This window comes from Streptomyces mashuensis (assembly GCF_014654785.1).
GTDB lineage: Bacteria > Actinomycetota > Actinomycetes > Streptomycetales > Streptomycetaceae > Streptomyces > Streptomyces mashuensis.
On sequence record NZ_BNBD01000002.1, the window covers coordinates 251,341 to 276,213 of the forward strand.

Consider the following 24,873-nt stretch of genomic DNA (forward strand, 5'->3'; position numbering starts at 1 on the left):
CAGGAGAAGGTCGTTGAGCCGGGTGTAACAGGATCGACGCTCCCGGCGTACTACTGAGTGCTGAGGCCCGCGCGGCTCCCCTCACCCCCGGCTGCGCGGGCCTCGAGCCGGACCCCGGCGCGCGATTCAGTCTCGTCACACAGCGCGCCGGAACGGCGGGCTGGCCGGGCGTCAGGGCATGGGCGCCCGGCCAGCCCGCGACACAAACCCGGCACGGGCGGCACCTTCCAGGCCATGTCCCGCCCGCAGCCTGAGCAGCCGACACGCACCCGCGTGGTCCCCCCGGCATCGAAGCTGCAGCACGCCCGCCCCGGCGTCGTCTCCCGCGACGCGGCCAACGTCGCCGACATCCTGCTGCGACTGCCGCCCACGGAACGCCGCAACGCCTTCAAGAGCCGCCTGACCGCCCGCGAGCGGCCCCATGTCATGCGGGAAGTCGAGCGCGCCACCGGCTCCTTCTACGGCCTGTGGCGGGACACGCCCTCCGGCTTCGTCGAAGACGTCCTCGGCGAATCGCTGTGGAGCAAGCAGCGCCAAGTCCTCGACGCCATCGTCGATCACAAAAGAGTCGCGGTCCCCGCCGGCTTCGGCGTCGGCAAGACCCACCTCGCCGCCCGCGCCGCCGTCTGGTTCACCAACGTCTACCCCGTCGGTACCGCGCTGTGCATCACCACCGCGACCCGCTTCCGGCAGGTGCAACGGCAGCTGTGGCCGCACATCCGCAAAGTCGTCCCCCGTGCCGGCCTGCCCGGCGCCTGCGACACCGTTCAGTACAAGATGCCCGACCCGTACGGCAACGACTTCGTGGCCGCGTACGGCTTCTCCGCCCCGGCAAATGATGAGGCGGCGATGCAGGGGATCCACATGCCTCACCTGCTGCTCATCGTCGACGAGGCGGGCGGTATCGCCCCGATGATCGGCCACGGCACCAACAACTTGCTGACCGGCGGGCACGCGGCGATGCTCGCCATCGGCAACCCCGCGATGGACGATCCGGCCAGCTGGTTCGAGGAGCTTTGCATCGAGGGCGACGACCCGAGCGAGCCGACCACCATCACCATCCCGATCTCCTCGCTCGACTCCCCAGCGATCACCGGCGAGCTCGCCCCGTACTGCACCGACTGCCCCGAAGGCGTCGAGCGGCACTCCCTCGCCGACCACATGCCCGACCAGGACTGGGTGGACCGGACGATCAGGTCCTACGGCGAAGACCACCCGTACGTGATCGCCAAGGTCTTTGCCCGGTTCCCCAAGGGCGGCGGCGGCATCGTCATCCCGCCGAGCTGGGTCGAGGCCGCCATGGCGTACGAGGACCCCACCGCAGACGGCTGGCACCGGCTGTGTGACCTCGGGCTGGAGGGCGAGACCGCGCAGCACACCGTCCGTGAAGGCGCCTGGGTCCGTCTTGGCGTCGACGTGGCCGCCGACGGCGGAGATGAATTCACGGTGTACCGCGCCGTCGGTGACGCGCTGGAGTTCCGGCATGCGTCCGCCGGCGCCGCGAATGACAACCAGGTGTCCGTCGCCGAGGTAGTGCTCGAGGAGATCCATGCTGCGCAGCGCCTCGCCGATGCCCTGAACTCACCGCACCCCGTGCGCGTCAAGGTCGACCAGAACGGCATCGGCCACGGAGTGGTCAGCATGTTGGAGCGGTGGGCGGAGACCGGCCGGCACCGGGCGCAGATCGTCGGCGTGATGGTGTCGGAGTCTCCGAGCCAGGACGACCCCGGCGCCGTCATGCGACCGTGGCGCAAACGGGACGAGATGTGGCTGGCGACCAGGAGCCTCCTCCAGCCGGACCCGTCCTCCGGTCGCGGACGATTGCGTCTCTATGTCGACAAGAAGGCCGCCGCGCAGCTCTCCACCCCGAAGCTGCTGTCGACGACCAGCGGCTACACCCAGATCGAGTCGAAGAAGGCCATGAAGTCGCGCGGCATGAAGTCGCCGGACCGGGCCGAAGCCGTGCTCTTGGCCCTGTATGAGCCGGAGCCCCTTCACAAGCCGCGCCGCCGCGGCCTCCTTAACTGAAAGACGCCTGTGCCATGAGTAGATTCGTAAGCGTGGACGACACACCGAGACGTCTGGACCCGACAACGGACCGGGCGTCGGCTGCGATCGTCCTGGGGTGCGAGCCGCGGCAGGTCGGGCCGTGCGTGCGCTGCCGCGGTCTCACCGTCCGGTACGGCCAGCAGTCCCAGCCGGTCTGCCCGGCCTGCCGGGCGCAGGAGAAGGATGCAACGCGTTAGCCGGACGGGGCAGGTACTGGCGGGGCACACTCGTCTGGTGGCGACTCCAATGCCGCCTGGGACCGCGTGACCAAGGAGCGGAGGGGGAGCCCGTGGCGAGCGAAGTGTTCAGCGACGTAGAGGGAGCCGAGGACACCGGGCGCGACCTGGACTATCCGGAGCCGGACGCTGAGCCGTTGTGCTGGAGTCACCACAGCAACTCGTGCGGATGCGATCCGCAGGACCAGCAGCAGGACCTGGCCGAAGGCGAGTATCGGTTTTCCACGGAATCGCCGTTCCCCTCGGGCTGGCGCCGCTTGTCGAACGATCTTGAGACGTGGCCCCTCTGGTAGGTCAGGATGAGAGGTACGCGGAGAGCAAGAGTTCCGACTGGGGCGAGAGCGTGACGACGCGGACCTGGTCGCCGTCACGGTAGGTCAGGCTCCCCGGAACGTCGTCGACCGCCGGGTGATAGTCCCCGCGCGACAGCGCGGAGAGCACCCTGCTGGGCAGGCCCTCACGAAGCGCGAGGGAGAGCCCGAGGGGCACTGCAAGGTCGAGCTCGTCGTCCGCGAGCGCGGCGTTCACCAGCGCACGGGCCTGCTCCACCGTCATGAGCTCCGGCTGTTCCGTCATGACGCCAGTATGGAGGCGGCCCGGCCCTTCGGGCAGCGATCTGGCAAGGCCCAGCTACCCTCCGTACTCATGACGGATCCGTTCCTCGCAGCCCTTGAGCACGCCACTCGAACTGTCGTCGCGCGCGCCCGCGGCGAAGCCCCGGCTGCGGCCCCCACTACGGCTATGCCGGCCAGCGGCATGATCAGCCACACCTACTGTTGTGATCCGAACCAAGCGCTGTGCGGACTCGATCTGGGCGGTGCACCGCTGGCCGGAGAAGGCGATCAGGACTGCGTCGTCTGCGTGGACCTTGACGAGTACAAGGCGGCCTGCCCGCTGTGCGCCTCGGACCCAAGCGCGCCCTGAACCCGCCCGTGGCCCGGCATACGCCTGGAGAACGCAGAAGGGCCGCCGGGACACGAGGTCCACGACGGCCCTTCCACGGCCGGGTCAGGCGGCCGGGTAACCCGACTTACTGCCCTCGCGTGCTCACCGCGAGAGCGCGCCGGAATCGCGGCTTGGTTCAGCTCCATGGTCAGCGTGCCGACGGCCCGCCTCGTAGCCGCGGTCCCACGCGTCCCTCAGCTCTCGGCGAGGGGCAGCGGCGAGCCATGGGACCAGGGCCTCCGCGAGGTACCGGTACGACTCAGCCCGGCCGCAAGGCTCGAGTTCCTCAATGCCGGCGCCCAGCTCCACGGTGCGGCTGATGTAGTCGGCAAGGGCTTCCACCCGCTGGTCGACGCAGCCGGGCTCCTCGGGTGGTGGCACCGACAGCAGAACCTGCGCGAGGTCCGGGTGCCGGTCGGAGGGCCTGACCTCGTCGAGGTGACAGTGCAGCTCGACATTGGTCCAGCCCTCCAGCGGCAGTAGCTCCCCCATGAAGCGGGCCCGCCCAGATCGCGGACCGATCTCTCCGCTCAGCCGGCGCACAGCGTTCTCACCTTTTCGCCGATGATCGTCTCGGCCTTCGCGTGGCAGTCTCGGCAGGCGCTCCTGTTGTCGCCGCATATGGCGGCTGCGAGGGCGTCCAGGGCTCCGGTGCGGGCGATGCTCAGCAGGGCCGGGGCCTTGCGCTCGCATGACGGGCACGATCGGGTCTTGCCCTCTCGGCGGCCGCACGCGATCAGCGCTACCTCCCCGAGCAGCTTCGCGGACGGCTCGGCGGTGGCGCTCATGCGCGGACTCCCTTCGGGGACCTGGGCTTGAAGTGGGCGATCGGCTTCAGGTCGGCTGCTCCGGTCTGCTGGTAGACGCGCGTCTCCTGGCAGTACGAGCAGCGGTAGGCGACGAACCAGCGTAGCGGGTCGTCCTTCGCCAACGGGTTGCCCTGACGGCCGCCCGCCATCGCGCCCGGCCCGGGATCCCCGCACCAACCGCATGCATGAGACGGCTTCGGTGCTTCGCCCCACTCGGACCATCGGATCGGCCGCCCGTCGTGCTCGGCCGGCAGGCCCGGTTCGTCGTACGCCGGGAGATCGGCATTTTCCCCCGGGAGTGTCCTCGCCGGTCCAGGGCCGGAGCGGTCGGGACCGTGCTTGCAGGCACCAGCCGAAGCCAGTTCCGCCTCGGGCTCTCCTCGCAGTGCTCGCAGGCATGGCGCGCACAGCCGTCCCTCGTCGACGGGTCCGGCCCACGGCCGTACGCCCGGCGCGGACTCGGCGTCCGGGCGGCACTCCACGGGCACGGTGAACATTGCGGCGGAGGGCACCTGGGCGCCCTCGACGGCCACGTGCAGTGCCATTCGGCCTGCCGCCCGCACGATGGCGCGTCCAGCCCACAGCGGGGTGGGCATCTCTACGGCCAGCGCGGTCACGCCTCGCCCTCCACCCACGGGGACGGCAGCGGCGGCGCCATTACGAACACGTGCCGCCGCCGGCACCTCGACCCGGCAATGAGCGCCCGCCGTTCCACACGCCAGAACCGCAGCACGCGGCCGCCGCCACAGGCCGGGCACGGTACCTCGCTGCGGACCGCGACGGAGGTGAGGGGCATAGGGGGAGGGAAGACGGGGAACCCGGCGGCGAGAGCCAGCGCTTCGGCCGCTTGGGGCTGGAGGCGTATATACACCGGTTCCCAGTCCACGACCGAGGTGTCCAAGCCGTCGGCAAAGGTAGTGCTCATGGGAGGGGCATCTCCTATGTTGAGGGCTACTTCGGGCTTGGCACGGGGGCGTCAGGGCGGACGACCAGCCGAGTCAACGGCCGGTTCTCACGCACGGCATTCCAGGCGGACACCAGGTAGGACAGGTGACGCTCCCACGCGATCCGGCCTTCCTTGGCACGTTCGGACGTGACCCGGGAACGAAGCGCGAGTATCGGATGGCCACTGGACAGTTCGACACCGTCCCCCAAACGCTGGAAGAACCAGGCGCACTCGTCAGGGTCGATGGCGTTAAAGAGGAAATGCGCAGTGCCCAGTGCCGACTGGGGAATGTGCGGGAACGCCGCCCGAGTGCGCATGGCGATTTCGGCGGAGCGCCGGATCTCGGGGTGCTTCTCCAGGAGGGCCCGGGACTCCGTGGTGGTGGGGCTGATACGGCGCGTGAACCTGCGGTCGCCCTGCTGCCACGTCCAGACCTTGCGGAGAATGGCAGCGACCGTGATGGCATTGGTTTCATCCGCAAGGGACAAGGCGTCTGCCGTCGTGCGCCGCAGACCGGAGTCCATCGTCGTCTGCGCCTCTGGGGGCAGTCCGCCGACGATGAAGGTGGTGACCGGCTCCTCGGCCTTCACGATGGCGTGCAGGCGATGCTGGCCGTCGAGAACGTTGCCTTGCACGTCGAGCTTGATGGCCTCGCCGTTGAGCGGCCACGTGCCCGCCTGGATGTCGCGCACGTAGTCCTCGACCACCGCAGTCCTCAGATTGCGGTTCTTGGTGTTGCGGCGAAGAAGCCGGGCGGCCAGCTGAGGGGGCAGGACGATGATGTGGGCGCTCGGGCCACCGGAATTCGACAGCAAGCCGTCCAGCTCCCGAAGCGTCCTAGGTGCGGGGTAGCTGGGAGCCTTCACGGCAATAGCAGCGCTCATCGGAGGGGCATCTCCTGTATAGAAATTTAGACGTACCAAGGACTCCCAAGCAGAGCCCCGCGTCTAGGTACGCGCCGGCCGCGATTTTGTTACACCCCTCGAATCGCCCCAGGTCAGATACTCACCGGAGCGAGTTCGACCACGACAAGGGAGATGCGCGCACCGCCGGTCGTTACCGGCCGGCCCATCTCCGGATACGGGCCGACCAGGTAGTCCGAGTTGTCGTCCGGGACGAGCCCGGCGTCGACAAGGCCGTCCACATACGCCTTCGCAGTCGGCGCCCAGTTCCCCGGATCTCGCTTCCGCTTGATGGGCCTCGGGTGCAGTACGTAGTACACCGCGGCGCGTTCCAGACGCGGCAGTCGGTGCGCCCGCGCCGTCAGCGCCGCCTCCTGGCGAAGCCGCTTGCGCACGCGGTACTCGGCCATGTGGTGAAGGCGCTGGTTGCTGGTCAACAGCTCGCCGTATGGCATGAGCAGCGTCCAGGACCGCCCGGCGCCCGGCAGCGCGGATACGGATGTGCTGAGGTCCGGCGGCTCCGGGACGGAGACCGACTCGAGCGGGACGGCCTTCCGCCCGCACCGCTTCTTCTTGGGCGTCGCGGCAGCGCTGGCGCGGCCCGCCACCAGCCGGGCTGTAAGCGCCACGAACTCCCGCTCCCGCGTGCGGACCTCCACAGGCACTCCCTTCGGTGACGTTCGGGGCGGACACCATCGCCGCTGCGGCCGCTACGGTCGCGCGCTGCCGCCCTGACCGTGCGGTACGGCAGTGCGCGATAGGGATTTCCTCGGCGACTGGCGGGGATGACTGAGGGGACGCCCCGGCGATGTCGCGGCTGCTGGTGTTGCGTGCGATCGCCGAGACCAGCAATTGCCCTATGCCATCGAAGATTGACGGTGCACCATGGAAAGTTGGGCCACCGAGCGTGCGACAGCCATGACTGTCGTCAATATCGCCCGGCGCGAGTGGCGCGCACGGGAGACAGGCGCAAGAATTATGTTTAACGAGTGATTCGATTGAACCCTCGAAACGAACGTCCCGGAATGGGCGCGATCGACCACCCGGGAGCATCCGCCATGACTGATCCGATGACAGAAATCTTCCCCGACTGGCTTGACGAGATCGAGGGAATCGTTACGCGGGGTGAAATTGAGCCGAGCCGTAGTGCCGCCAGCGAATCGAAGGTCGTTTACCATTACACGCCTGCGGATGGCCTACGGGGAATCATTTCTAATCACCTTCTGTGGGCTACCGATGTCGAGTTCTTGAACGACGCCCAAGAATTGACCTATGCTGGCGAGGGATTGCTGAGCGCCCTCAAACAGGAACGGAGCGCAGTTAGCCTACGCGAACAGCTGGTAGCCGGGTACATAGACGATGAAAAAATTGCCCATGAGCTCGCCGCCCGGGAAGAGCGGCGGGAAAATTGGGGATGCCACGTGGACGCAGGCGCAGACGACTGGGACAGCCTCCTGGAGGCCCTCGATGTCATCATCGAGGGCCTAGGGCAGATGCGGGGCCCCTCCCGGAACTCGCCACTTCACGTCTACGTCTCCTGCTTCTGCCAAAATGGTGACCTATTGAGCCAGTGGCGGGGTTACGGTGGCGTGGGCGGATATTCGATTGGCTTTAAAGCGAAGGCATTGCGAAACATTGCCATGCAACGCGAGAAGGGGGAGTTCCATGAGATCTACTACGGATTTAACGAGGCTGCCAAATTTAACCCTACGGAATTCTTTCCGTCGCATCTGCGCCCGGATCTCAGCCTGATGGGCGACTATCTGCGAGCACTCACAATGATCAAGAATCCGGCATTCAGGGAAGAGCGTGAGTGGCGTCTGATGATCCCACGCGAAGAGATGCGGGATGATGTGGAATTCCGGGTCAGCCCGGTAGGCGTCACGCCCTATATTCAGGTCGCGTTTCTCCCCGATGCTGTTACTGAGGTGATTGTCGGCCCTGGGCAGCACCATGCGGAGCGGATGTACGGAACTCGCCAGCTTCTCGATCGGTTCGACATGAACCACGTGCGCGTAGTTCCGTCCCACACTTCCCTTCGGCTCTAGGTGCTCCGTTGATCAGCGGCGTAACCGGGTGCCGACCCGGCGGATCCCCTCTAAGGCATGCGCAGCGTCCCGGGTGCGCGTCAGCCACACTCCGCACAACTTCAAGCTCGGCAACCCGTCGGCCTGGCCGATGAAGACGCGTCGGGCCCCGAAGGGCGGCTCCTCGCAGGACTTGCCGACGTCCTCACCCACCACAAGCACCACCGATCCTCTTTCGGACACAAGATCACCCCATCGTGTCGTGAGCATGGGAAAGGAACACCTGAAGACCGCGGGGCGCGGCGTGCCGTGACCAGTGGTTTCCGCGCCCCGCGGCCGCCTGTCACGCCGTCCAGCGCAGGACCTGGAGGACGGCGACGCTACGGGTTTGCTTCATGAGTGGTGATGGGAGGTCGCGGGGTGCGCGGAATGAGATGTCGGCACGCGCGACCCGCGACCAGCTCTTGCTCGCCGCCGCGGCGGGACGGTGCGGTCAGTGGGGGATCGAGTCGATGATGCGGCGAGCACCCTGCCGCATGAGCTCGGCGAAGACGAGGACACCGAGCTGGTTCGGCTCGTTCTTCGCCCCGCCCCACATGTGGGCGTGCGCGAACTGGGTGCCGTCCGGGGAGAACACCATGCCCCTCAGCGAGAGCTGACCGTCCGAACCGGTGGTGCAGTACCCAGCGACCGGGGAGTTGCAGTGGCCGCGCAGCTTCGCGAGCATCGCCCGCTCGGCCGTCACCTCAGCCGTGGTACGCGCGTGCGCCAGCCGCCCGACCAAGGCCCGTACATTCGTCCGATCACACCGGGCCTCGATGCCCAGCACGCCGGCGCCGACCGCCGGGAGCATCCGCTCGGGCTCGAGGATCTGCGCCGCGCGGTTCTGCAGGCCAACGCGAGCGAGGCCGGCGTACGACAGGACCAGGGCGTCGTAGTCCACGGCATGGTCGAGGCTGTTGATGCGGTGGTGCACCAGGCCCCTCATCGGCACGACCTTCAGGTCCGGGCGGTCGCGGAGCAGCTGGGCCTTGCGGCGCACGGCCGAGGTGGCGACGGTGGCGCCCTTGGGCAACGTGTCGAGGCTGGTGTGGTCGGAGTGCTCGGGGAAGAGGACACAGTCCCGTACGTCGTCGCGGGGCAGGAACGCCGTCCACGTCAGCGCCTCGATCTGGGGCACGTCACCGGGGACGTCCTTGACGCAGTGCACCGCGATGTCGGCCTCGCCGCTCTCCACCAGGGCGGAGACACCGGCGACGAAGCCGCCCTTCCCGCCGAGCTTGGACAGATCGCCCTTCCACCGGTCGGCGGTCGTGGTGTGCGGCATCAGCTCGGACTTCACCTCGGGGTTGAGGTCCCGGATCAGCTGCTGGACATGGCGGGCCTGGGCGAGGGCCATCGGGGAGGAGCGGGTCGCGATCCGAATGACGTCAACGCTCATTGCAGATGTAAGCCTTTCAGGAGAACTTCCAGAATCGAACGGATCGCTTCCGGCCACACGAGAGCGAGCACCACGAGCTCGGCACCGAAGATCAGCGCGGCACCGAGGACGGCTTCGATGACCCACCTGGGGAGGCCGCAGAAGCACCGGAGGAGCTTCACTTCCGGGGTGCTCGGGGCAGGTAGTGCAGGAGGTCGGCGGTGTCGACCGCGAGGCGGTTCACCGCAGCGACCGCCGACTTCAGGCCGGGGCCAAGGCCGGCCGCCATGTCTCGGCGCGCCGTCTCGCAGGTACGGGCCGCCATGCCGTCCTGACGGTGACTGGCACGGGCCTCGACGACCGCCAGGAGCTTGGCTATGACCGCGAGCAGGTCGCCCTGGGCCGCCTGCACCTCCTGGTACGGGGGCAGGGGGCCGCCGTACATGCGGTGAGCAGCGTTGATAAGTCGCTGGATCGCTTCCTTGTCGGTCACCGTCGCACCGGGAGCGGTCGCCGTCATCGCTTCTCCTTCGCCCGGTAGGTACCTGGTTCATCGGCCGGAACCGGACAGTTCTAAGGGTGGCGAGAAACACCTGGCCGGCGCATGTGTGGCGCGCCGCTAGGAGGGCATCACGGCAGGGGGTAGAACACGGAGCCGCATCGTCCGGAGCCAGGTTTCCGGTTCCGCCCTTGAGCATCCCACCGTGGGCCTACGATCGACCCCACCAGCGGTTTGACAGATCAACTATCAAATGGGGGGTGCAACCATGCCAGCCCCAAAGCGACTTGACCCCGCCAGGTCAAGGGCCGCGAAGTTCGGGGCGTTACTCCGGGAGCTCCGACTCGCCAAGGGCTGGAGCCAAGCCAGGCTCGGGCGCGAGGCCGCGATGTCGAACAGCCTCATCTCCAAGATCGAGACTGGCGACTACGTGCCTTCCCGCGACACCGTGCGGAGCCTCGACAGCGCTCTAGACGCGCGCGGCCGGCTCTGGAAGCAGCGCGACGAACTCGACGACAACCCGGACTCCACGCGGGTTCGCAGCTTCCTGACCTCCCAGTCGCACGCGGAGGTGACCTATCACATCGGGAACTACGTTCCTGCGATGCTTGAGACCGAGGAACACACACGGATCGGCCTCGAAGCTGGTCTCGCGTACTTCGGGGGCCAACTCGAGGACAAGCTCGTCTACCGAGCCGAGATGCGCGCGATTCTCAGAAGGCCGGACGCGCCGCTCTTCAGGTGCGTTCTGTGGGAGTCAGCCCTGCATGTCAAGACCGGCGACACAAGAATCATGCGCGAGCAGCTCCAGCACTTGATCGAACGGTCGCGCGAGCCGAACGTAGAGCTTCGCATCCTGCCGTTTGCGGAATCCATCGGCTGCCCAGACGTGGGAACTGTGATCATCTGGGAAGGCCCAAACGATCGGGTTCGCGCATGGAGGGACACAGGAAACAGCTTCGGAACGTTCATCAGTGGACGCACCGAGGTCTCTGACCTCATGTACCTCTATGATCACATCCGTTCTCGCGCTCTCCAGCCTGACGCGACAAGAGAGCTAATCAGCAAGGCAATTGAGGAACTATATCCATGTCTAGCAGCCGACCTGACCTGTCCATAATGCAGTGGCGCAGCAGCAGCCACAGCCAGAACGGCGGACAGTGCCTCCAAGTGCCAGTGCAACCGCCCGCCGGTGGGATGTACGTTCGGGACTCCAAGGACACCAGCCGGACACCGATCGTCGTCTCGCGCGCGGCCTGGTCCTCGTTCGTAACCGCCGTCGCCGAGACGAGCGGGAACCTTTCCTCGTGATCCGTGGCGGCCCGTGAAGCACGGCGTCGGCGCAGGCCACGATCTCTGCGGCCTGCGCCGACGCGTGTGCCTCGGGGTGGGTCCCGCTGGCCCCGAGGGTCACTTCAGCTCGTCGTCCTCCAGGTAGGCGCAGCCCTCAATCTGACCGTTGAGTACGCCGACGGCAGCGGTCAGGAGCGACGAGGGCCCTTCGCCGATCTCGGCGACTGCCCGGTCCCGTGCCCACCACCGGTAGTCCAGCACCTCACTCTCCTGCGGCTGGATGTGGCCGAACTGCTCGGGGGTGACGTGCATGGCGAATACGAAGTGGTGGGAGTCGTGCGGGCGCTGCATCGGGCCGAAATAGGTGCCGGCCCGAGCCTGCCGGACGACCAAGAGCCGTCCCGCTGTGCCGCGCAGCCCCGTCTCCTCCTGCAGCTCGCGGACCGCCGCCTCCTTGAGCGTCTCGCCGGGCTCGACCCGGCCGCCCGGAAGTGTCCACAACCCAGAACGCCGGTGATGCAGCAGGAGCACCCGGCCGTCGTCCTGCTGGACGACGCCCCAGGCTCCTGCGCCGAAGCGCTGACGGGTCTCTCGGGCCGTCACTGGGGCACCTCCTCGTGCTCGAGGTAGACGGCGTGCCCCGTACGGCGTGCCCGGTCCACCGCGGCGAGCCGTCCCCACGTCGAGGGATTGAGAACGTCAGCCCACTCGTCCAGGTCTCGCACCTCCCATCGCGAGTGCTCGTGCGGATCGAGGCGGATGGACTTCAGGTCCTTCGGGCTCAGGGTTCCCCCGTCGAAGATGAAGCCGGTCTTCGGCACCGGCCACAGCCCGACCGGCATGTAGATCGTGGCCAGTAGACGCGGCTGGCCGGTGAAGTCCCGCCCGGTTTCCTCGCGGCATTCCCGGACGGCCGTCTCGAAGGGCGTCTCGCCGTGGTCGGTATCCCCACCGGGGAACTGCCACACGTCCTCGCGGCGTGCCGAGAGCATCTGGAACGGCCGCCCCGCCGTGTCGGTGAAGTACAGCCCCGCGAACATCGCGGCCTTCGGCAACGTCCCTACGTACTCGTTGAGCGGCAACCACTCGCTCACCTTTGTCCCCTTCCTCCTCGTTGTGGTCTTGGGTTCTGCCGCTGCCGACTGCGGCAGAAACACCAGCGCCTCGCCTTGTCCGATGACGCTCACGCGCCGGCAGGAGCATCGAAGACGAGGTATCCGGGCACGCCGGTACGGCGCGCCTCGCGCAGGGCCAGAAGCATCCGCCGATGGGCGGGCGTCGCCAGGTCGATCCATTCGTCCCAGGTCCGGCAGGCGAACGTGTCGTGCTCGTCCGGGGCGAGCTTGACGTTCGCCAGGTCGTGCGCCGACAGCACTCCGCCGTCGAAGACGGCCATGACGCGCGCGCCTGGCCAGTTGGGGATCGGGTGCCAGAACTCCAGCAGAAGCAGGTTCATCGGGCTGCTCACCCGGAGCCCTGTCTCCTCCTGGGCCTCCCGCAGTGCTGCCGAGCGCAGGTCCTCGCCGTGGTCGACCATCCCGCCGGGCAGCTGCCAGGAATACCCCTCGTAGATCGAGTGCAGCATCAGCGGCCGGTCATTCGTGTCGGTGAACAGCACTCCCGCACAGCCAGTGAGCGGCGGCAATGTCTTGATGTACTCCTCCACTGGCATGGGCATCTGCCGCTTCGCCACGCTGTCCCCTCCCCTCGTCGTCACGTCTTCTGGGTCGGCACCTTCGCGCCCGGCTCGGCGGCGGTGTCGTACTGGGACGCCTGCAACTCGTACAGCTCCCGGTAGTGCCCGTCCTTGTGGGCCATCAGCTCCCGGTGGGAGCCGGACTCCAGCAGCCGGCCCTCGTGGAGGACGTAGATCACGTCCGCGAAAGCGGTGGCCGCGAGCCGGTGTGTGATGAGCACGACGGTGGTGACGCCGTCGTCCGTCAGCGACCGAAGCGACTCGAACGTCTCCACCTCGGCGCGAGCGTCGAGCGCGGCGGTCGGCTCGTCCACGATGACCAGGTGCCTTTGCCGGTACAGCACCCTCGCGGACCCGACGCGCTGCCACTGACCCCCCGAGAGCCGCACGCCGCGTTCGAATCCCTTTACCGCGATCGAGTCGTACTGGTGGGGCAGCTCCTCGATCACTGTGTGGACGTCCGCACGCTCGGCCGCCGCGACGACCGCGTCACGGTGCATCGGCCGGTCCCCGTCGCCGATGTGGATGTTAGCCCCGACCGTCATCGGCCAACTGGCGACGGTCTGGGACAGCATCGCGACCTTGTCGAAGACCGACTCGCGATCCGCGTCGCGCACGTCGACGCCGTTGTAGGTGATCGTGCCGTGCGTGGGCAGGTACAGGCCGGCCACGAGCCCGGCGAGCGTGGACTTCCCGGATCCGTTCTCGCCGACGAGGGCGACAACCTTGCCCTGCGGGATAGTCAGAGACACCTCGCGCAGCGCGTACCGCTCCGCGTTCGGGTAGCGGAACGAGACGTCCTCGAGGACGACTTCGACCCCCGGGCCTTCCACGGTGGTCCCGTCGGTGGGGATGGCGTGCTGCGCGCCAAGCTTGACGGCGTTGTTCATGTCGGCGAGGTACAGCGACTCCTCGCACATGCGGTTGAGCTGGTGGACGACCTGGTTGAGGTAGCCGGTGGCCGAGCGGATGGCGAGGACGGCCGTTCCGGCCGCGGCGAGCGGCAGGCCGCCGGCGACCAGGAGCCACCACAGCACGCCATAGGCGACGATGCGCGCCGTGCCGGACATGGCGGCCGCCACGATCTCGGTGCCGGCCTCCGCACCGGCCAAGCGGGACTTCTCCCGGGCCGCGGTCTCCCCCATGTCCTTCTGGGCGCGCAGCAAGAGCCGACCGGCGCCGTGCACCCGCAGTTCCGGGGTGACCTCGGCCCGGGTGAGGGGGTAGATGATCTGGTCCACGGCACGGCGGTGGTCGTTCCACACGTGCCGGGAGGCGTAGGCGCGGCGCATGACGACGACGGCGCCCCACCAGCGCGGTGCGGCGATCAGAAGCAGCGCGAGGACGAGGAGCGGGTGGAGTGCGGCGAGGACGACAGCGGCCGCGCCCAGGCTCATCAGGCCGCTGGTGACCCACACGGAGCTGTCGAGCATCTGCCGGACGGAGTCGGTGCCGTACCGGCCCAGGGTGAGCTGGCGCTGGATGTCCTTGTCCTCCATGGCCGCCAGCTCGACGCGGGCGAGCATGCCGTAGTACGTCGTCGCGCAGGACAGTTCGATCCGGGGATAGAGATGTCCCTCGACCTTCACGATCAGGCAGCCCAGGAGCACATCTGCGGCCGAGGAGGCCCCGGCCAGCAGGAGCGACGGCAGTGCTTCCTTCAGCTTCTCGGGGGTCGGACCGTCGGCGAACAGATGGACGAGGACCTGGTTGGTGGCCACGAGCAGGAAAGCGGTCATCGCGCCGGAGGCCAGCTGCGCGGCCAGGAGCAGCGCGAGCGCCCGGCGATCCTCACGCCAGGCGATGCGCGCGATCATCCGGAGCATCGAGGGGAACTGCTTGGCCATGGCCCAGAACGACATCCGCGTCAGCGGGTCCTCGTAGATAGCCCATGCCTTGTCGTGGCGCAGGGTGCCGCTGAAGAGAAGCTTCTCGCTCTCGGAGATCGGATGCTGCGGCGTACGGGGTTTTCGGACCTTCAACGGCACCTCCAGGGCGAGGGGCGGGCGCGCAACGGCAGACCCCTGGCCTGTCAGGTGAGATCGGCCAGGGGTCAGGAGCACTCATGTCGGGTGGCTGCCGGTTCTCATGCGACCGAGTGGCCAGCAGCGGCAACGGCCATAGCGACTCCTCCCGTTGACGCCGTCACGCGAATGAGACGCTGTGCATCCTTCCGGGCACGGTCCGTGATCGGTAGGGGGTTCGGTTTTCCGATCCAACCGTCAAACCCGCCGCCCCTTCGGAGTGCACCCGGTGCAGGCGACGCCGAGAGCTGACCATCAGCCCCGCAGCACGGCCTATACACAGCGCCGGCGCAGGTAGGGAAACGCACCTGCGCCGGCTCTTGAGGAGGCACCAGGACGACGGGGACGCTGCAGGAGGTGGTGAGCTATCCGTCAGCGGTCGTCGTCGCCCCTGCTGTGGCTACTCGCTCTGCGACTCCTCGCTGCTCTCCTCGGCGGTCTCCACCGCGTCGCCATCCTGGGTCTTCGGCTCCTGCGTCTCCTCGGTCATCACGGGCTCCTTCACCTCGTGGGACTGCCGCCGCTGTGGTGGCATGGCCGTAGTCTCCGCGCTCTAACCGACCCGCCGCCAGGGTCCGGGATTTGACGATCGAACCGGAAAACCCGCAGGCCCGCCGCCGTTACAGGAGCTGGTCGTCTTCCAGGTACGCGCACGGCAGCTCCCCGCCCGCGACCCGGAACGCGGCGGTCAGCAGCGCCGCGTTCGTGACGTCCATCCGCTTCACGCCCTCGCCCAGCGTGAACCAGCCCCAGTCCAGCAGTTCCCCGTCCGGTACCCGAATGTCCGTATACCGCTCCGGTTCGACGTCGAAGGCGAACACGAAGATCTCGAAAGGCTCCCTGATCCGCGTGTATCCCCACATCCGATCCGGCGAGAGGTGCTGCACGACCATCAAGCGCCCGGGTGTGCCGGTCAACCCGGTTTCCTCCAGAGCCTCGCGTACCGCGCACTGCGGGGCGTCTCGCCCTCGTCCGCGCCACCGCCGGGCAACACCCAGTGATCCGTCTTCGCGTGGTGGACCAGCAGCACGCGGCCATCGGTGTGTTGGATGAACACGTCCGCCCCGAGCAGGTAGCTCTGCCCCTTCTCACTCACTGGCTCTCTTCCCTCCCGTGAACAGCTTCGTCCTGCCACTGCCGCGGCAGGACATCCAGCACAACGCTGACGGACGTGCCCCGGAGACGGCCAGAAGACCGGGGGCCCGCCAGCGCACGTCAGCCGGACGATCGTGCGCCAGCTGATCGGGGGCCGCGTACTCGCGCCTTCGCGCAGCTCTCCCTGGAGGAGGGGATCGTTCGTCCCTGGACTGGCTCCAGGTGCGCGACGAGATGCTGAGGGACTGACCGCTCATCCATGACGGTGCCTTTGGGTATCCTTCCGGAAATCGGCAGCACCACGGCTTGCTTGAGGGGTTAGCAGGTAATGCGGAGCGTCAGTTCGCGAAGCTGGCGACCGGTGGAAGCGATGTCGTATCGGCGCGCGTTATTGAGAGCCGCCTTGGTCAGGGCCTTGCGCCGGTGGAAGTCCCGGCCCATCTCGTCTAGGGCCACGGCCAGCGAGCGCGGGTCGCCAGGAGTGTAGGGCGCGGCAGTGCTCCCGAGGATCTCCCTCGCACCGGGAAGGTCCGAGTAAATAACCGGAAGTCCGTGGGCTTGGGCCTCAATGAGGACGAGCCCGAAAGCCTCAAGGCCCCTGGTCGTGAAGATGAAGGCGTCGAAGCTCGGCAGGCGGCGCCACAGTTCGGCGCGGGGAAGGAACGGATCAAACTGAACCCGGTCCCGCAGCCCGAGTTCGATAGTCCGCTGCTCCAGATGCTCGCGTAGGATTCCTTTGCCGATCACAGTCAAGTTGTGCGGCTGATCGGTTAAAGCGAGGGCTTTGACGGCAGTGATCGTGGATTTGTTGTCGTCGAGACGGCCGGCATGCACCAGAGACAGGGGTCCGGTTCCAGTAGGTGGTTGATTGCGTACCCGGACATCGCTCAAAGGGATACCCCATGGGATGACGGTGAGTCGATCGGTGAATCGGCGTCCGGTGAGATGATCGATGTGGTCGGCGAGGACCGAGGTCGGAGTCACGATCGCGGCGCTCGCGGCAGCAACTTCATTCATGACCTCGCGTTCCGATGCGCTGCGCTCGGCCGCCATCACGTCGGGGCCGTGGGCGATGGCGATGATCGGAATGCTGCCAGCAGTTCGGGTGAAGGCCAGGCTGAGAGCGAACCCGAGGTACTGGGCGTGAATGACATTCGGCTGCACCTTCTCGATGAGCGCACCGACCTCACGCGTCAGCTCGTCGACGTAGGGGTCGAAGTCCGGGCCTTGAGGTCGTTTGATCGTGGAGAGGTTGATCAGCTGATCAAACGCAGCCTTCCACGCGTGATCGACCGGCGCCCTACCCAGGAAGGTCGTATGGGTTTCGGGCATCGCGCCGTAGAGATCGCTGACGAGGATCATACTCCCGGACGAAGGGCCGGAGGTGCGGTTAATGCCGGTCAAGATATTCAGGAGCTTAGCGGTCATGAGGAAACTCAATTCATCGATAACCGGTGGGTCAGAATCGGAGATCGGGCCCGCAGGGCGAACTCGACTCGTGAATCTTCCGTGGCGTTCTAGATCTCGCACTGACGGGGAGGCGCCCACCACGACGCCAGGTGCGGCATGAAGACGGCAGTGACCTCCTCGGCCGGATGTAAATAGCCTTCACTGTCCTGTTCTGCCGTCCACACCCTGACTGATGATCGGGGATAAACGGGATTTATTCCAATCTCTCCCTTGGGGAGGATGCCATTGAAGGGAGTTGGTATCCCCTCACTGTTCCAGTAGTCCCACGCCTCCAGCGCCTTGGATTTCTCGAAGCAGTGGTACAGCTGCCGATAGCGGGCCAAGTACCGGATCTCGCGGAAGACCATCTGGCCGAGCAGTCCAGGCGCTGCTGTCTGGATCGTACTGAGGTCAGCGCCCTGGAAGGTGACCGATGCCGCATCCTCGGACGGGTGCAGCGCAGTCCGGGCGAACAGGTGGGACAGCCGTCGCCGGACGTACTCGGCGACTCCCGGGCCGAGAACAGGTTCCATGCCTTCGATGAGCTGGACGAGCCGGTGATGGCGCGGGCTGAAACGGGCCAGGTCAAACAACTGGTCCATGCCGTCCACGGCGGCGAAAGCGAGCCGCTTGTAGAGCCAGTTGTTCAGCTCTCCCGCCTGGGCGAAGGTCTTGGTCTCTGGAGTAGTGGAATGGAGCATCAGGTATTCGGACAGCACCTCAAAGTACAGGTAACCAAGGAACGGCACGTGGGTCACGGCGTCGGATAGCTGGTCGATGAACTCGGGTGCCGGAGTGGCGTGGCCGGCGGCGTTGCGCAGAGCGAGGTCGAGGAACGCGGCCGCGGCGTGCAGCCCGGTCAGCACGGCGCGGTCGAGCTGGTCGTTCTCGGCCGGGGTGAGGAAGCTCTGGTAGCGCAGGTAGGTGCGCAGGTGGATGGCGCCGAGATGCAGGTAGTCGACGCCCTTGGGCCGGATCGGGGCGTCCGGGGTGACCTCGACGACCAGGGGCGTGGTGGAGGGCTTCGTCCGCATCAAGTAGGCGCCGAGGTTGTGGGGGCGCAGTCCTTCGCGCTGACTGGCGAGAGGCGAGCAGTATAGGGCTCCGACCAGGCATCCGGTGGAGACGTGCAACTGCCGGCTGGTGCGGATGGCGTCGATGTCTTTGGTGGTGTGCAGCAGGTACATCGGCTTTCCGCTGACGAGCGCTTCGGTCATGGCGCTGTGCTGCATCAGCCATCCGTTGGGGGTGGAGTGTTCCAGGTAGTGGCGCCAGTCGCCCTCGCTGTCGGCCAGCGAGGCAGGAATACGGCGCCGCGCGGGCACGGTGTAGTCCGTGTGGGCGTGTTCCCATTCGTCGTGCAAGAGAACTCCCGAGGGGTGGAGGATCGGCAGCCGGTCAGGAGGAATCGCGAGAGGCTAGAGGACCTCGACGTTCGCTCCGGACATGCGGTTTCGGCAGTCGAGAACCCAGGTCGCGTTTTCCTGGATCATCGCGAGGTCGAATCGTGTGTGGTCCATGAGGAGCACCACGGCGTCAGAGGCCGCGACCTCCTCCGGGGTCGCGTCCACTCGGCGCACGGCCAGCTCGGTGCCGGCGCCGTCCGGGATGTTGGGGTCTGCGCCGCGGACCTCGGCGCCGAGGTCCATCAGGAGTTCGGCGACACGTGCTGAAGGTGAATTGCGGAGGTCGGTGGCGTTGTATTTGTAGGTCAGGCCGAGCAGCAGGATCCGGGATCCGGTGATGGTCATGCCGCGCTTGTCGAGTGCTTCCACGACACGCCGGACGACGTAGTCGGGCATGTGGCGGTTCACGTCGTCGGCGAGTTCCACGAACCGGAAGGGGACGCCGAGGTCTTCCCGGATCTTCCACGAGAGGAACAACGGGTCGACGGGCAGGCAGTGCCCGCCCACTCCCGGCCCCGGGGTGAACCGCGTGAATCCGAAGGGCTTGGTCGCGGCGGCGTCGATCGCCTCCCAGATGTTCACGCCGAGGCGGTCGGTCAGCGTCGCCAGCTCGTTGATCATGGAGATGTTGACGAGCCGGAACGTGTTCTCGATCAGCTTGGCCAGCTCGGCGACCTTGGGCCCGGACACCGGCACCGTGGTCTGGAAGATACCGTCATAGAAGCCTTTGATCGCATCGAGTGATGTGGCGTCGATGCCGGACACCACCTTGGGCGTCCCCTCGAACGACCACCTCTTGTTCCCCGGGGCGATGCGCTCGGGACTGAACCCGGCCAGGAAGTCCACCCCGCCCTTGAGCCCCGACGTCTTCTCCAGGATCGGCAGCAGCAGCTCCTCGGTGGTGCCGGGATAGGTCGTGGACTCCAGGACCACGGTCGCGCCGGGGCGGAGGTGCTCACCCAGGGTCCGGGCGCAGGACTCGATGTAGGTCAGGTCGGGTACGCCGTCCCGTAGCGGGGTCGGCACGGTGATCACCGCGATGTCGAAGCCGGCCAGCGCGGCAGCGTCAGCGGTCGCGGAGTAGGCCCCGATGTCCAGCACCGCGCGGAGCCGCGAGGAGGTCACGTCCTCGACGTGGGACTGGCCGGCGGCGAGCTGCTGGACGCGGTGCGGGTCCACGTCGTAGCCGACGACACGGTGACCCACCTCTGCGGCGCGTACAGCCAGTGGAAGCCCGACGTAGCCCTGACCTGCGACAACGATCTGCATGGCAGCTCCTACTCGATTGCGGTGCTTGAATGGACCCTCGTCCTGGTCTGGCAAGGAGAAGTGCTGTGCCTCTGGTGTCTGTCGTGATGCCCGTGTATAACTCGGCAGCCACGCTCGGCGCGGCCGTCCGGTCGGTGCTCACGCAGACCCACAGCGACCTGGAGCTGCTGGTCACCGACGATCGGTCCTCCGATGGCTCCATGGATCTGCTCCGTGAGTTCGCCGAGCAGGACGAGCGCGTCCTGCCGCAGTCGGCACCCGAACAGGGCGGTGCGGGCCGGGCCCGTAATCTCGCGATCGAGCGGGCCCGCGGGGACTACATTGCCTTTCTCGACAGCGACGACATGTGGCTTCCGGAGAAGACCGAGAAGCAGCTCGCCTTCGCTGCCCAGGGCACTGCGCCTTTGACGTTCACCTCGTACTTCAAGATGGACGCCGACTACGACGGCGAGAGCACCGACTGGGTCCCGAACGGGCGGGTGGTCCGTGCGCGGGAGCATGTGGACTACCGCGCGATGCTCGTCCGAGATCACATCGGTGCTCTCACCGCCATGTACGACCGCAATGTCCTGGGCACGAGGCTGATGCCGGAAATGCGTAAAAGGCAGGACTACGCCCTCTGGCTGTCGATCATGCGGGACGGCGCTGACGCCCGGGGCCTGGCAGAGCCGCTCGCGGTGTACAGGGCCCACCAGGCGGGATCGCTGTCCTCCAACAAGCTCTCGCTCGTGCAATACAACTGGGAGCTGTACCGCGAGCACGAGCATCTGTCGGTTCCGCGAGCGACGCGGGCGCTGGCCGGCGCTGTGTGGCAGTCGCTGCGCAACTCGCGCATCTAGCTCCCCGCACGCGCGCGGGGCTCCCCGCGCGCGACTGTTTCCGGGGGTGCCCGACCGGACCTCGCCCCGTGGCCGCGCCGCCTGCTCGGGGGCTCGACCCGGAGGTTGGACTCGGCGGGTGACCGGTGCCATCGGTCGGCTACGCAGCCGAGCCGACGCCGACCGATGCGCGCAGGAATAACTGGAGAAGCAGGCGCCTGTCGGTGACCGGGACGGTCTCCTGACCGCTGTGGAGCGCCTCGCGGCCGTGCAGGAAGCGGCGCTGGTTCACGATGAGGTAGTCCCCGGGCTGGAGCATGAAGGAGACCTGCCCCCGGATGAGCTCCTCGGCGAGCTCCCTGGCGGCGTCGGCGTGCGCCTGGCTGAGCTGGGACCTCTCCAGCATCTTGGCGGTGAACCGGACGAACCCCTCCAGCTCGGAGCCGTCCAGGATCGGGAACGGCTTGTACTCCTCGCCGACACCGTGCAGATCGAAGAAGGTCCCGTAGTGGTAGGCCGTCTCGGCCAGGAGGGCGCGGCTGTTCTCCGACAGCCGCGCCACCGCCGCGTGGGCGTCGGAGAGGATGCTGGGGCCGCCGCCGAGCGGGTCGGGGCGGACGCACAGGAGCGTGGTGTAGTCCGGGGGCCGGGTCGCGTTCACCAGGTCCATGTGGAACGCGTTGTACCCGATGCCGCTGGACTTGCCGGGATCCTTGTCGATCTTGACCCCGATGTCCTTCCACAGGGGCCACCGCGGGAAGGGCGAGAAGGGGACAGCGACCTCGGCCGCGAAGGCTGTCGCCAGCCGCAGGAACCGATCGGTTCCCAGGGCCTTGGCGAGGTTCCCCAAGCGCAGCACGGCGTAGCCGCCGACCTCCCCGGTCAGCGCGTGGCGCAGCGTCGCGGCGGTCTCCTTAAACCGCGGGGTGGCCGTCAGCTCGGTTCGGTACCGCTCCATGGTGGCCTGCGTCAGGAACGAGCTGTCCAGCTTCCACGTCGGGAGAGGAAGACCGATCAGAGCGGTTTCAAGTTCGCTCGGGATGTCGATGAACATGTGGAACTTCCTGTCTCTTGAGGTTTTCTGGGGTGTCGTTCGGGTGCTGCTGCCTGCTGCGCCAGCCGGCACCGGACCCTGCCACTCCTTCCATGTGCGCGCCACATGTGGAGAATTGGACTATCTCGGCGGGGTGCGGCTTAGCATCGCGGCGCGGCAGCCGTGGTCACCAGGGCCGGAAGTTTGATGACTAAACCGTCAAATGCACCAGCCACAGGCGCCCCGCTGTGCCCACCGGCCGGGGCGCCATACGTCTCAAAGTGCAGCGGTAAGCAGCTTTGTCGTATAGACGTTGGGTGCAGCCCGGTGCCCCTCGGGGTGATGGCGCTCTGACGCGACAGGCACGCCGTCTTGGCGGCTATTGGCGTAGCCGGCGGCCTTCGAGGAGTTGCCTCCGGCTGGGTAGGGTCGTAGTTCACCGACCAGGAGAGGGCGCCGCATGCCGAGCGAGATTGTGATTGCGCAGACGACCATCGACAATGAGGACCAGGCGAAGGCGCTGGCGCGCGGCGCGGTCGAGAGCCGACTGGCGGCCTGTGCCCACATCGATCAGCCGTTCACGGCGGTGTACCGGTGGAAGGGTGCCATCGAGACCGCCCAGGAATGGCGCATCTCGTACAAGACGACCACGGACCGGCTTCCGGAACTTGAAGCGTGGGTCGCCGGGGAGCACAGTTACGAGGTTCCTGAGTGGATCACTCTCCCCGTGACTGGCGGCTCGGAAGCCTACCTGGCATGGGTGGTTGAGGAGTCAGCGCCGCAGCCTGCTGAGTAACGTCTCACGCGGCGCACTGCTGCAAGTGCAGGGCGAGTTCGCGCTCCTGGTGCGGAAGCTGTGAAGCGATGGCCTGGGCGCGAACTTTGCCCATGGTGGTGGGACGGGCTTCGGCGGCTGCAGCGAACCGGCGTGACACATAGACGCCTTGATCGATATCTCCGCCGCGGAGCAGAGCGCCCGCCAAGTCACCCAGAACAACAACGCCGGCTTCTGGTAGTTCTCTACCCAGCCGCCCCATCGCGTGGTCGGCGGTTTCGGCGAGTTCCTGCCGGCCGAGTTGTCCGTAGACCGACAGGGCGAGGGAATCCATCCGGTAGGGTGTCATGAAGCGCACCCACGCCTGCTCGGTGGTGTGATCAGCGAAGTCGTAGGCGAAGCGTGCACGGTCCAAGGCGCGAAGGGCATTTGTCTCGTCGCCGATGTTCGCGGCCTCTTCCGCTAGTCGGCCGTGGATCCAGGCGGCGGCGGCCGCATTGCCCGGCCCACGCGCGTACCTCGCGGCTTTCAGGAGCAGGTCTCCGCCCTTCTGTGGGGTGTCCGCTCCATAGCTGGCGTAAGCGAGAGCCAAAGCCCTCAAGGGCGGATGACCAGCTTCTTTCGCGCACTCCATGGTGACTTCGTAGTACGCGTTCGCCCGCTCGAGGTCCCCCAGGTCCCACGCTACCCACCCCGCTAGTGCTGCCGTCTCGCCGGCGGCGATCGTCAGGGTCCGTTCGTGCTCACCAGCCCGCGGCAGCGCCGACGTGATCGCGTCGAGGTGGCCTTCGACCTCACCCTGAAGTTCAAGCGCTGTCAGGTTCCCCTCACGCACGTGAAGGGCACCGGCACGATCGACGAGGGCAGCGACTGCAGCCGAGTCGATCTTCCTGCCCCTACTCAGGGCGTGCGCGAGACGGTCCCATGGCTCGGCAGCAGCGACCGCGCCGACGACGGCACCCCCGAGCAGTGTGCGGCGTTTCACGTCCTCCTGCCCCTCCTTTCCGTGACGAGCCTCCCTGCGCCGAGCACGAGCGGCCGCGGCCTCCCGGTGCAGGCACTCAGGGGGTAAGCCGCATGCCACTGCGATGTGCGTAAGCGTGTGGTTGGTCGGAATGTTCTCGCCGTGCTCGTACCGGTTGATCTCACGCCGGGTCATGGTCTCCCGGCCGGAGACAGCGTTGATCGCGTCTGCTTGCTCCTCCTGCGTGCGCTTGGCGTCCCTGCGCAGTCGAAGGAGCAGCTCAGCGAACTCGTCTGTTGCCATGAGTGTGACCTCGTCCTCGGGCGGATTCCAATCATGGCCCCAACTTCCCCCTGTGGTTTCCCCCTTGACAGAGATTTCCCCCTCCTATTTCCCCTGGCAGAGGTCCCCGACTCGCGGAACGGTTGAGTCCATGACCACGACCCATAAGGGGCCCGTGCACTGCACGACCCGCGGCTCCGCGGGGACCTTCGTCCCGGAGAAGACCGCGGGGAGAGGGTGATGGTCGTCGTAGACAACGCCCCCGCTGGTCGTTCGGGCCGGAGCTTCCCGGCCGGATGGGCGACTGCCCGCGCCCCCGTTGCGGGCAGCCGCTCCTCATCGCCCACCGACGAAGCCGAGGCCAGCAATGCACCAGTGCACCGCCCGCAGGACTCAAACCTGGATGGACTGGGAACGCGTCGACGAGGCCGGGCTAGACCCCGACAAGATCCGTGTCTCGGCCGACCCGTACGGGCCGCTCGCGGCCGCGCGGCGCGAGAACCTCGAGCGGATCGTCGCACGGCTCCACGCCAAGGGCCGCATGCCACGGGTGTGCCTGTACGCGCTCTCCGTCGGCGGGCAGGAGCCGCGGCACTCCCTGAACGCGGCTGCGGCCTACGCAGTGCGCCAGTCCTGGCAAGTGGGCGTAGGGCAGTCCTACACGGACCACCAGGGGCCGACCGACCCCGTGACACGACCCGGCTGGTGCCTGGTGCGGCAGCAGATCCGGGCCGGGTACGCGGACGGGGTCGTGGTGGTCACCCACCCCGTTATCAGTCCCCAGGTCGACGAGTACCGGCAGGAAGTCGACTGGTTCGCGCTGCACTTCGGGTTCATCGCCGTGGTCGTCCCCGAGATCCAGGCTGCACGTACGTGAGGACCCTGGCCCCCGGCACAGGGCACGCCGGAGCCACGCTACGGAGCAGCGAGTGGGCA

At 67.2% G+C, this 24,873-nt stretch carries 28 protein-coding genes; 9 read left to right on the top strand and 19 right to left on the bottom strand.

The features are described 5' to 3' along the window. Positions 1 to 273: 273 nt before the first annotated feature. Complete coding sequence (locus IE305_RS06325) at positions 274 to 2,028, top strand: hypothetical protein (protein WP_373311527.1); 1,755 nt, start codon at positions 274 to 276, stop codon at positions 2,026 to 2,028. A gap of 310 nt (positions 2,029 to 2,338) precedes the next feature. Continuing rightward, a complete protein-coding gene (locus IE305_RS06330) occupies positions 2,339 to 2,578 on the top strand; it encodes a hypothetical protein (RefSeq protein WP_190128440.1) in 240 nt (79 codons plus the stop codon). Position 2,579: 1 nt separating this feature from the next. Here the strand turns inward: IE305_RS06330 and IE305_RS06335 are convergent, their stop codons facing one another. After that, the gene (locus IE305_RS06335; RefSeq protein WP_190128441.1) at positions 2,580 to 2,861 is read right to left on the bottom strand and encodes a site-specific integrase; all 282 of its coding nucleotides are present in this window, start codon (positions 2,859 to 2,861) and stop codon (positions 2,580 to 2,582) included. A 69-nt stretch (positions 2,862 to 2,930) separates the two neighbouring features. On the opposite strand from IE305_RS06335, the gene IE305_RS06340 reads away from it, so the two are divergent. Then, complete coding sequence (locus IE305_RS06340; protein WP_190128442.1) at positions 2,931 to 3,209, top strand: hypothetical protein; 279 nt, start codon at positions 2,931 to 2,933, stop codon at positions 3,207 to 3,209. Between the two features lie 123 nt (positions 3,210 to 3,332). On the opposite strand, the gene IE305_RS06345 is transcribed toward IE305_RS06340, so the two are convergent. From IE305_RS06345 to IE305_RS06365, 5 genes are all read right to left on the bottom strand, one after another. Beyond that, entirely contained in the window at positions 3,333 to 3,773 is a 441-nt protein-coding gene (locus tag IE305_RS06345) for a hypothetical protein (RefSeq protein WP_190128443.1), read from the bottom strand. Next, positions 3,761 to 4,018: a hypothetical protein gene (locus IE305_RS06350; RefSeq protein WP_190128444.1), complete on the bottom strand. Its 258-nt coding sequence runs from the start codon at positions 4,016 to 4,018 to the stop codon at positions 3,761 to 3,763. The genes IE305_RS06345 and IE305_RS06350 overlap by 13 nt, the downstream gene beginning before the upstream one ends. Further along, positions 4,015 to 4,161, bottom strand: a complete 147-nt coding sequence (locus tag IE305_RS06355) for a hypothetical protein (protein WP_190128445.1) — start codon at positions 4,159 to 4,161, stop codon at positions 4,015 to 4,017. Before IE305_RS06355 ends, IE305_RS06350 begins: the two co-directional genes overlap by 4 nt. Before the next feature lie 829 nt (positions 4,162 to 4,990). After that, positions 4,991 to 5,869 (bottom strand): hypothetical protein, encoded by an 879-nt coding sequence (locus IE305_RS06360; protein WP_190128446.1) that lies wholly within the window; start codon positions 5,867 to 5,869, stop codon positions 4,991 to 4,993. Between the two features lie 113 nt (positions 5,870 to 5,982). Beyond that, positions 5,983 to 6,546, bottom strand: a complete 564-nt coding sequence (locus tag IE305_RS06365; RefSeq protein ID WP_190128447.1) for a hypothetical protein — start codon at positions 6,544 to 6,546, stop codon at positions 5,983 to 5,985. A 366-nt stretch (positions 6,547 to 6,912) separates the two neighbouring features. Here IE305_RS06365 and IE305_RS06370 point away from each other — a divergent pair, with 366 nt between their 5' ends. After that, on the top strand, positions 6,913 to 7,935 hold the full coding sequence (locus IE305_RS06370) for a DUF2971 domain-containing protein (RefSeq protein ID WP_190128448.1): 1,023 nt from the start codon (positions 6,913 to 6,915) through the stop codon (positions 7,933 to 7,935). Positions 7,936 to 8,407: 472 nt separating this feature from the next. Here the strand turns inward: IE305_RS06370 and hemC are convergent, their stop codons facing one another. Together hemC and IE305_RS06380 are read right to left on the bottom strand one after the other, a co-directional pair. Continuing rightward, positions 8,408 to 9,355, bottom strand: a complete 948-nt coding sequence (hemC, locus tag IE305_RS06375; protein ID WP_190128449.1) for a hydroxymethylbilane synthase — start codon at positions 9,353 to 9,355, stop codon at positions 8,408 to 8,410. 157 nt (positions 9,356 to 9,512) lie between these two features. Further along, the gene (locus IE305_RS06380) at positions 9,513 to 9,854 is read right to left on the bottom strand and encodes a DUF6415 family natural product biosynthesis protein (RefSeq protein ID WP_190128450.1); all 342 of its coding nucleotides are present in this window, start codon (positions 9,852 to 9,854) and stop codon (positions 9,513 to 9,515) included. Between the two features lie 247 nt (positions 9,855 to 10,101). On the opposite strand from IE305_RS06380, the gene IE305_RS06385 reads away from it, so the two are divergent. Continuing rightward, the gene (locus tag IE305_RS06385) at positions 10,102 to 10,953 is read left to right on the top strand and encodes a helix-turn-helix domain-containing protein (RefSeq protein ID WP_190128451.1); all 852 of its coding nucleotides are present in this window, start codon (positions 10,102 to 10,104) and stop codon (positions 10,951 to 10,953) included. Continuing rightward, positions 10,953 to 11,144 (top strand): DUF397 domain-containing protein, encoded by a 192-nt coding sequence (locus IE305_RS06390; RefSeq protein ID WP_229890649.1) that lies wholly within the window; start codon positions 10,953 to 10,955, stop codon positions 11,142 to 11,144. The genes IE305_RS06385 and IE305_RS06390 overlap by 1 nt, the downstream gene beginning before the upstream one ends. A gap of 99 nt (positions 11,145 to 11,243) precedes the next feature. Here the strand turns inward: IE305_RS06390 and IE305_RS06395 are convergent, their stop codons facing one another. From IE305_RS06395 to IE305_RS06430, 9 genes are all read right to left on the bottom strand, one after another. Then, positions 11,244 to 11,729, bottom strand: coding sequence for an NUDIX hydrolase (locus IE305_RS06395; RefSeq protein WP_190128453.1), 486 nt, complete (start codon positions 11,727 to 11,729; stop codon positions 11,244 to 11,246). Next, positions 11,726 to 12,313, bottom strand: a complete 588-nt coding sequence (locus IE305_RS06400) for an NUDIX domain-containing protein (protein ID WP_229890651.1) — start codon at positions 12,311 to 12,313, stop codon at positions 11,726 to 11,728. Before IE305_RS06400 ends, IE305_RS06395 begins: the two co-directional genes overlap by 4 nt. Then, positions 12,310 to 12,819: an NUDIX domain-containing protein gene (locus tag IE305_RS06405; RefSeq protein ID WP_190128454.1), complete on the bottom strand. Its 510-nt coding sequence runs from the start codon at positions 12,817 to 12,819 to the stop codon at positions 12,310 to 12,312. Before IE305_RS06405 ends, IE305_RS06400 begins: the two co-directional genes overlap by 4 nt. 20 nt (positions 12,820 to 12,839) lie before the next feature. Further along, entirely contained in the window at positions 12,840 to 14,810 is a 1,971-nt protein-coding gene (locus IE305_RS06410) for an ABC transporter ATP-binding protein (RefSeq protein ID WP_373311528.1), read from the bottom strand. Positions 14,811 to 15,466: 656 nt separating this feature from the next. After that, positions 15,467 to 15,844 carry an NUDIX domain-containing protein gene (locus IE305_RS32835; protein WP_268255890.1) on the bottom strand — a complete coding sequence of 126 codons (378 nt, stop codon included), beginning with the start codon at positions 15,842 to 15,844 and terminating at the stop codon, positions 15,467 to 15,469. Then, positions 15,760 to 15,981: an NUDIX domain-containing protein gene (locus IE305_RS33730; RefSeq protein ID WP_373311529.1), complete on the bottom strand. Its 222-nt coding sequence runs from the start codon at positions 15,979 to 15,981 to the stop codon at positions 15,760 to 15,762. Before IE305_RS33730 ends, IE305_RS32835 begins: the two co-directional genes overlap by 85 nt. A gap of 278 nt (positions 15,982 to 16,259) precedes the next feature. Continuing rightward, on the bottom strand, positions 16,260 to 17,369 hold the full coding sequence (locus IE305_RS06420) for a glycosyltransferase family 4 protein (protein ID WP_190128455.1): 1,110 nt from the start codon (positions 17,367 to 17,369) through the stop codon (positions 16,260 to 16,262). 89 nt (positions 17,370 to 17,458) lie between these two features. Further along, positions 17,459 to 18,754, bottom strand: a complete 1,296-nt coding sequence (locus IE305_RS06425) for a hypothetical protein (RefSeq protein WP_190128456.1) — start codon at positions 18,752 to 18,754, stop codon at positions 17,459 to 17,461. A gap of 54 nt (positions 18,755 to 18,808) precedes the next feature. Beyond that, positions 18,809 to 20,065, bottom strand: coding sequence for a nucleotide sugar dehydrogenase (locus tag IE305_RS06430; RefSeq protein WP_190128457.1), 1,257 nt, complete (start codon positions 20,063 to 20,065; stop codon positions 18,809 to 18,811). 65 nt (positions 20,066 to 20,130) lie between these two features. Between IE305_RS06430 and IE305_RS06435 the strand changes: the two genes are divergently transcribed. Beyond that, positions 20,131 to 20,904, top strand: a complete 774-nt coding sequence (locus IE305_RS06435) for a glycosyltransferase family 2 protein (RefSeq protein WP_190128458.1) — start codon at positions 20,131 to 20,133, stop codon at positions 20,902 to 20,904. Positions 20,905 to 21,043: 139 nt separating this feature from the next. Here the strand turns inward: IE305_RS06435 and IE305_RS06440 are convergent, their stop codons facing one another. Beyond that, positions 21,044 to 21,937, bottom strand: a complete 894-nt coding sequence (locus IE305_RS06440) for a TauD/TfdA family dioxygenase (protein ID WP_190128459.1) — start codon at positions 21,935 to 21,937, stop codon at positions 21,044 to 21,046. 439 nt (positions 21,938 to 22,376) lie between these two features. Here IE305_RS06440 and cutA point away from each other — a divergent pair, with 439 nt between their 5' ends. Continuing rightward, entirely contained in the window at positions 22,377 to 22,712 is a 336-nt protein-coding gene (gene cutA / locus IE305_RS06445) for a divalent-cation tolerance protein CutA (protein ID WP_190128460.1), read from the top strand. Positions 22,713 to 22,716: 4 nt separating this feature from the next. Here cutA and IE305_RS06450 read toward each other — a convergent pair whose 3' ends face one another. After that, positions 22,717 to 23,958, bottom strand: a complete 1,242-nt coding sequence (locus tag IE305_RS06450) for a helix-turn-helix domain-containing protein (RefSeq protein WP_190128461.1) — start codon at positions 23,956 to 23,958, stop codon at positions 22,717 to 22,719. Positions 23,959 to 24,340: 382 nt separating this feature from the next. Between IE305_RS06450 and IE305_RS06455 the strand changes: the two genes are divergently transcribed. Further along, positions 24,341 to 24,814 (top strand): hypothetical protein, encoded by a 474-nt coding sequence (locus tag IE305_RS06455; RefSeq protein ID WP_229890656.1) that lies wholly within the window; start codon positions 24,341 to 24,343, stop codon positions 24,812 to 24,814. Positions 24,815 to 24,873 lie beyond the last annotated feature (59 nt).

What these genes read in the sequence shown, in the direction of transcription:
- IE305_RS06335 (WP_190128441.1), bottom strand. Translation starts at nt 2,861, where the DNA reads ATGACGGAACAGCCGGAGCTCATGACGGTGGAGCAGGCCCGTGCGCTG.
- IE305_RS06340 (WP_190128442.1), top strand. Translation starts at nt 2,931, where the DNA reads ATGACGGATCCGTTCCTCGCAGCCCTTGAGCACGCCACTCGAACTGTC.
- IE305_RS06350 (WP_190128444.1), bottom strand. Translation starts at nt 4,018, where the DNA reads ATGAGCGCCACCGCCGAGCCGTCCGCGAAGCTGCTCGGGGAGGTAGCG.
- IE305_RS06360 (WP_190128446.1), bottom strand. Translation starts at nt 5,869, where the DNA reads ATGAGCGCTGCTATTGCCGTGAAGGCTCCCAGCTACCCCGCACCTAGG.
- IE305_RS06370 (WP_190128448.1), top strand. Translation starts at nt 6,913, where the DNA reads ATGGGCGCGATCGACCACCCGGGAGCATCCGCCATGACTGATCCGATG.
- hemC (WP_190128449.1), bottom strand. Translation starts at nt 9,355, where the DNA reads ATGAGCGTTGACGTCATTCGGATCGCGACCCGCTCCTCCCCGATGGCC.
- IE305_RS06380 (WP_190128450.1), bottom strand. Translation starts at nt 9,854, where the DNA reads ATGACGGCGACCGCTCCCGGTGCGACGGTGACCGACAAGGAAGCGATC.
- IE305_RS06385 (WP_190128451.1), top strand. Translation starts at nt 10,102, where the DNA reads ATGCCAGCCCCAAAGCGACTTGACCCCGCCAGGTCAAGGGCCGCGAAG.
- IE305_RS06390 (WP_229890649.1), top strand. Translation starts at nt 10,953, where the DNA reads ATGCAGTGGCGCAGCAGCAGCCACAGCCAGAACGGCGGACAGTGCCTC.
- IE305_RS06420 (WP_190128455.1), bottom strand. Translation starts at nt 17,369, where the DNA reads ATGACCGCTAAGCTCCTGAATATCTTGACCGGCATTAACCGCACCTCC.
- IE305_RS06430 (WP_190128457.1), bottom strand. Translation starts at nt 20,065, where the DNA reads ATGCAGATCGTTGTCGCAGGTCAGGGCTACGTCGGGCTTCCACTGGCT.
- IE305_RS06440 (WP_190128459.1), bottom strand. Translation starts at nt 21,937, where the DNA reads ATGTTCATCGACATCCCGAGCGAACTTGAAACCGCTCTGATCGGTCTT.
- cutA (WP_190128460.1), top strand. Translation starts at nt 22,377, where the DNA reads ATGCCGAGCGAGATTGTGATTGCGCAGACGACCATCGACAATGAGGAC.
- IE305_RS06450 (WP_190128461.1), bottom strand. Translation starts at nt 23,958, where the DNA reads ATGGCAACAGACGAGTTCGCTGAGCTGCTCCTTCGACTGCGCAGGGAC.
- IE305_RS06455 (WP_229890656.1), top strand. Translation starts at nt 24,341, where the DNA reads ATGGACTGGGAACGCGTCGACGAGGCCGGGCTAGACCCCGACAAGATC.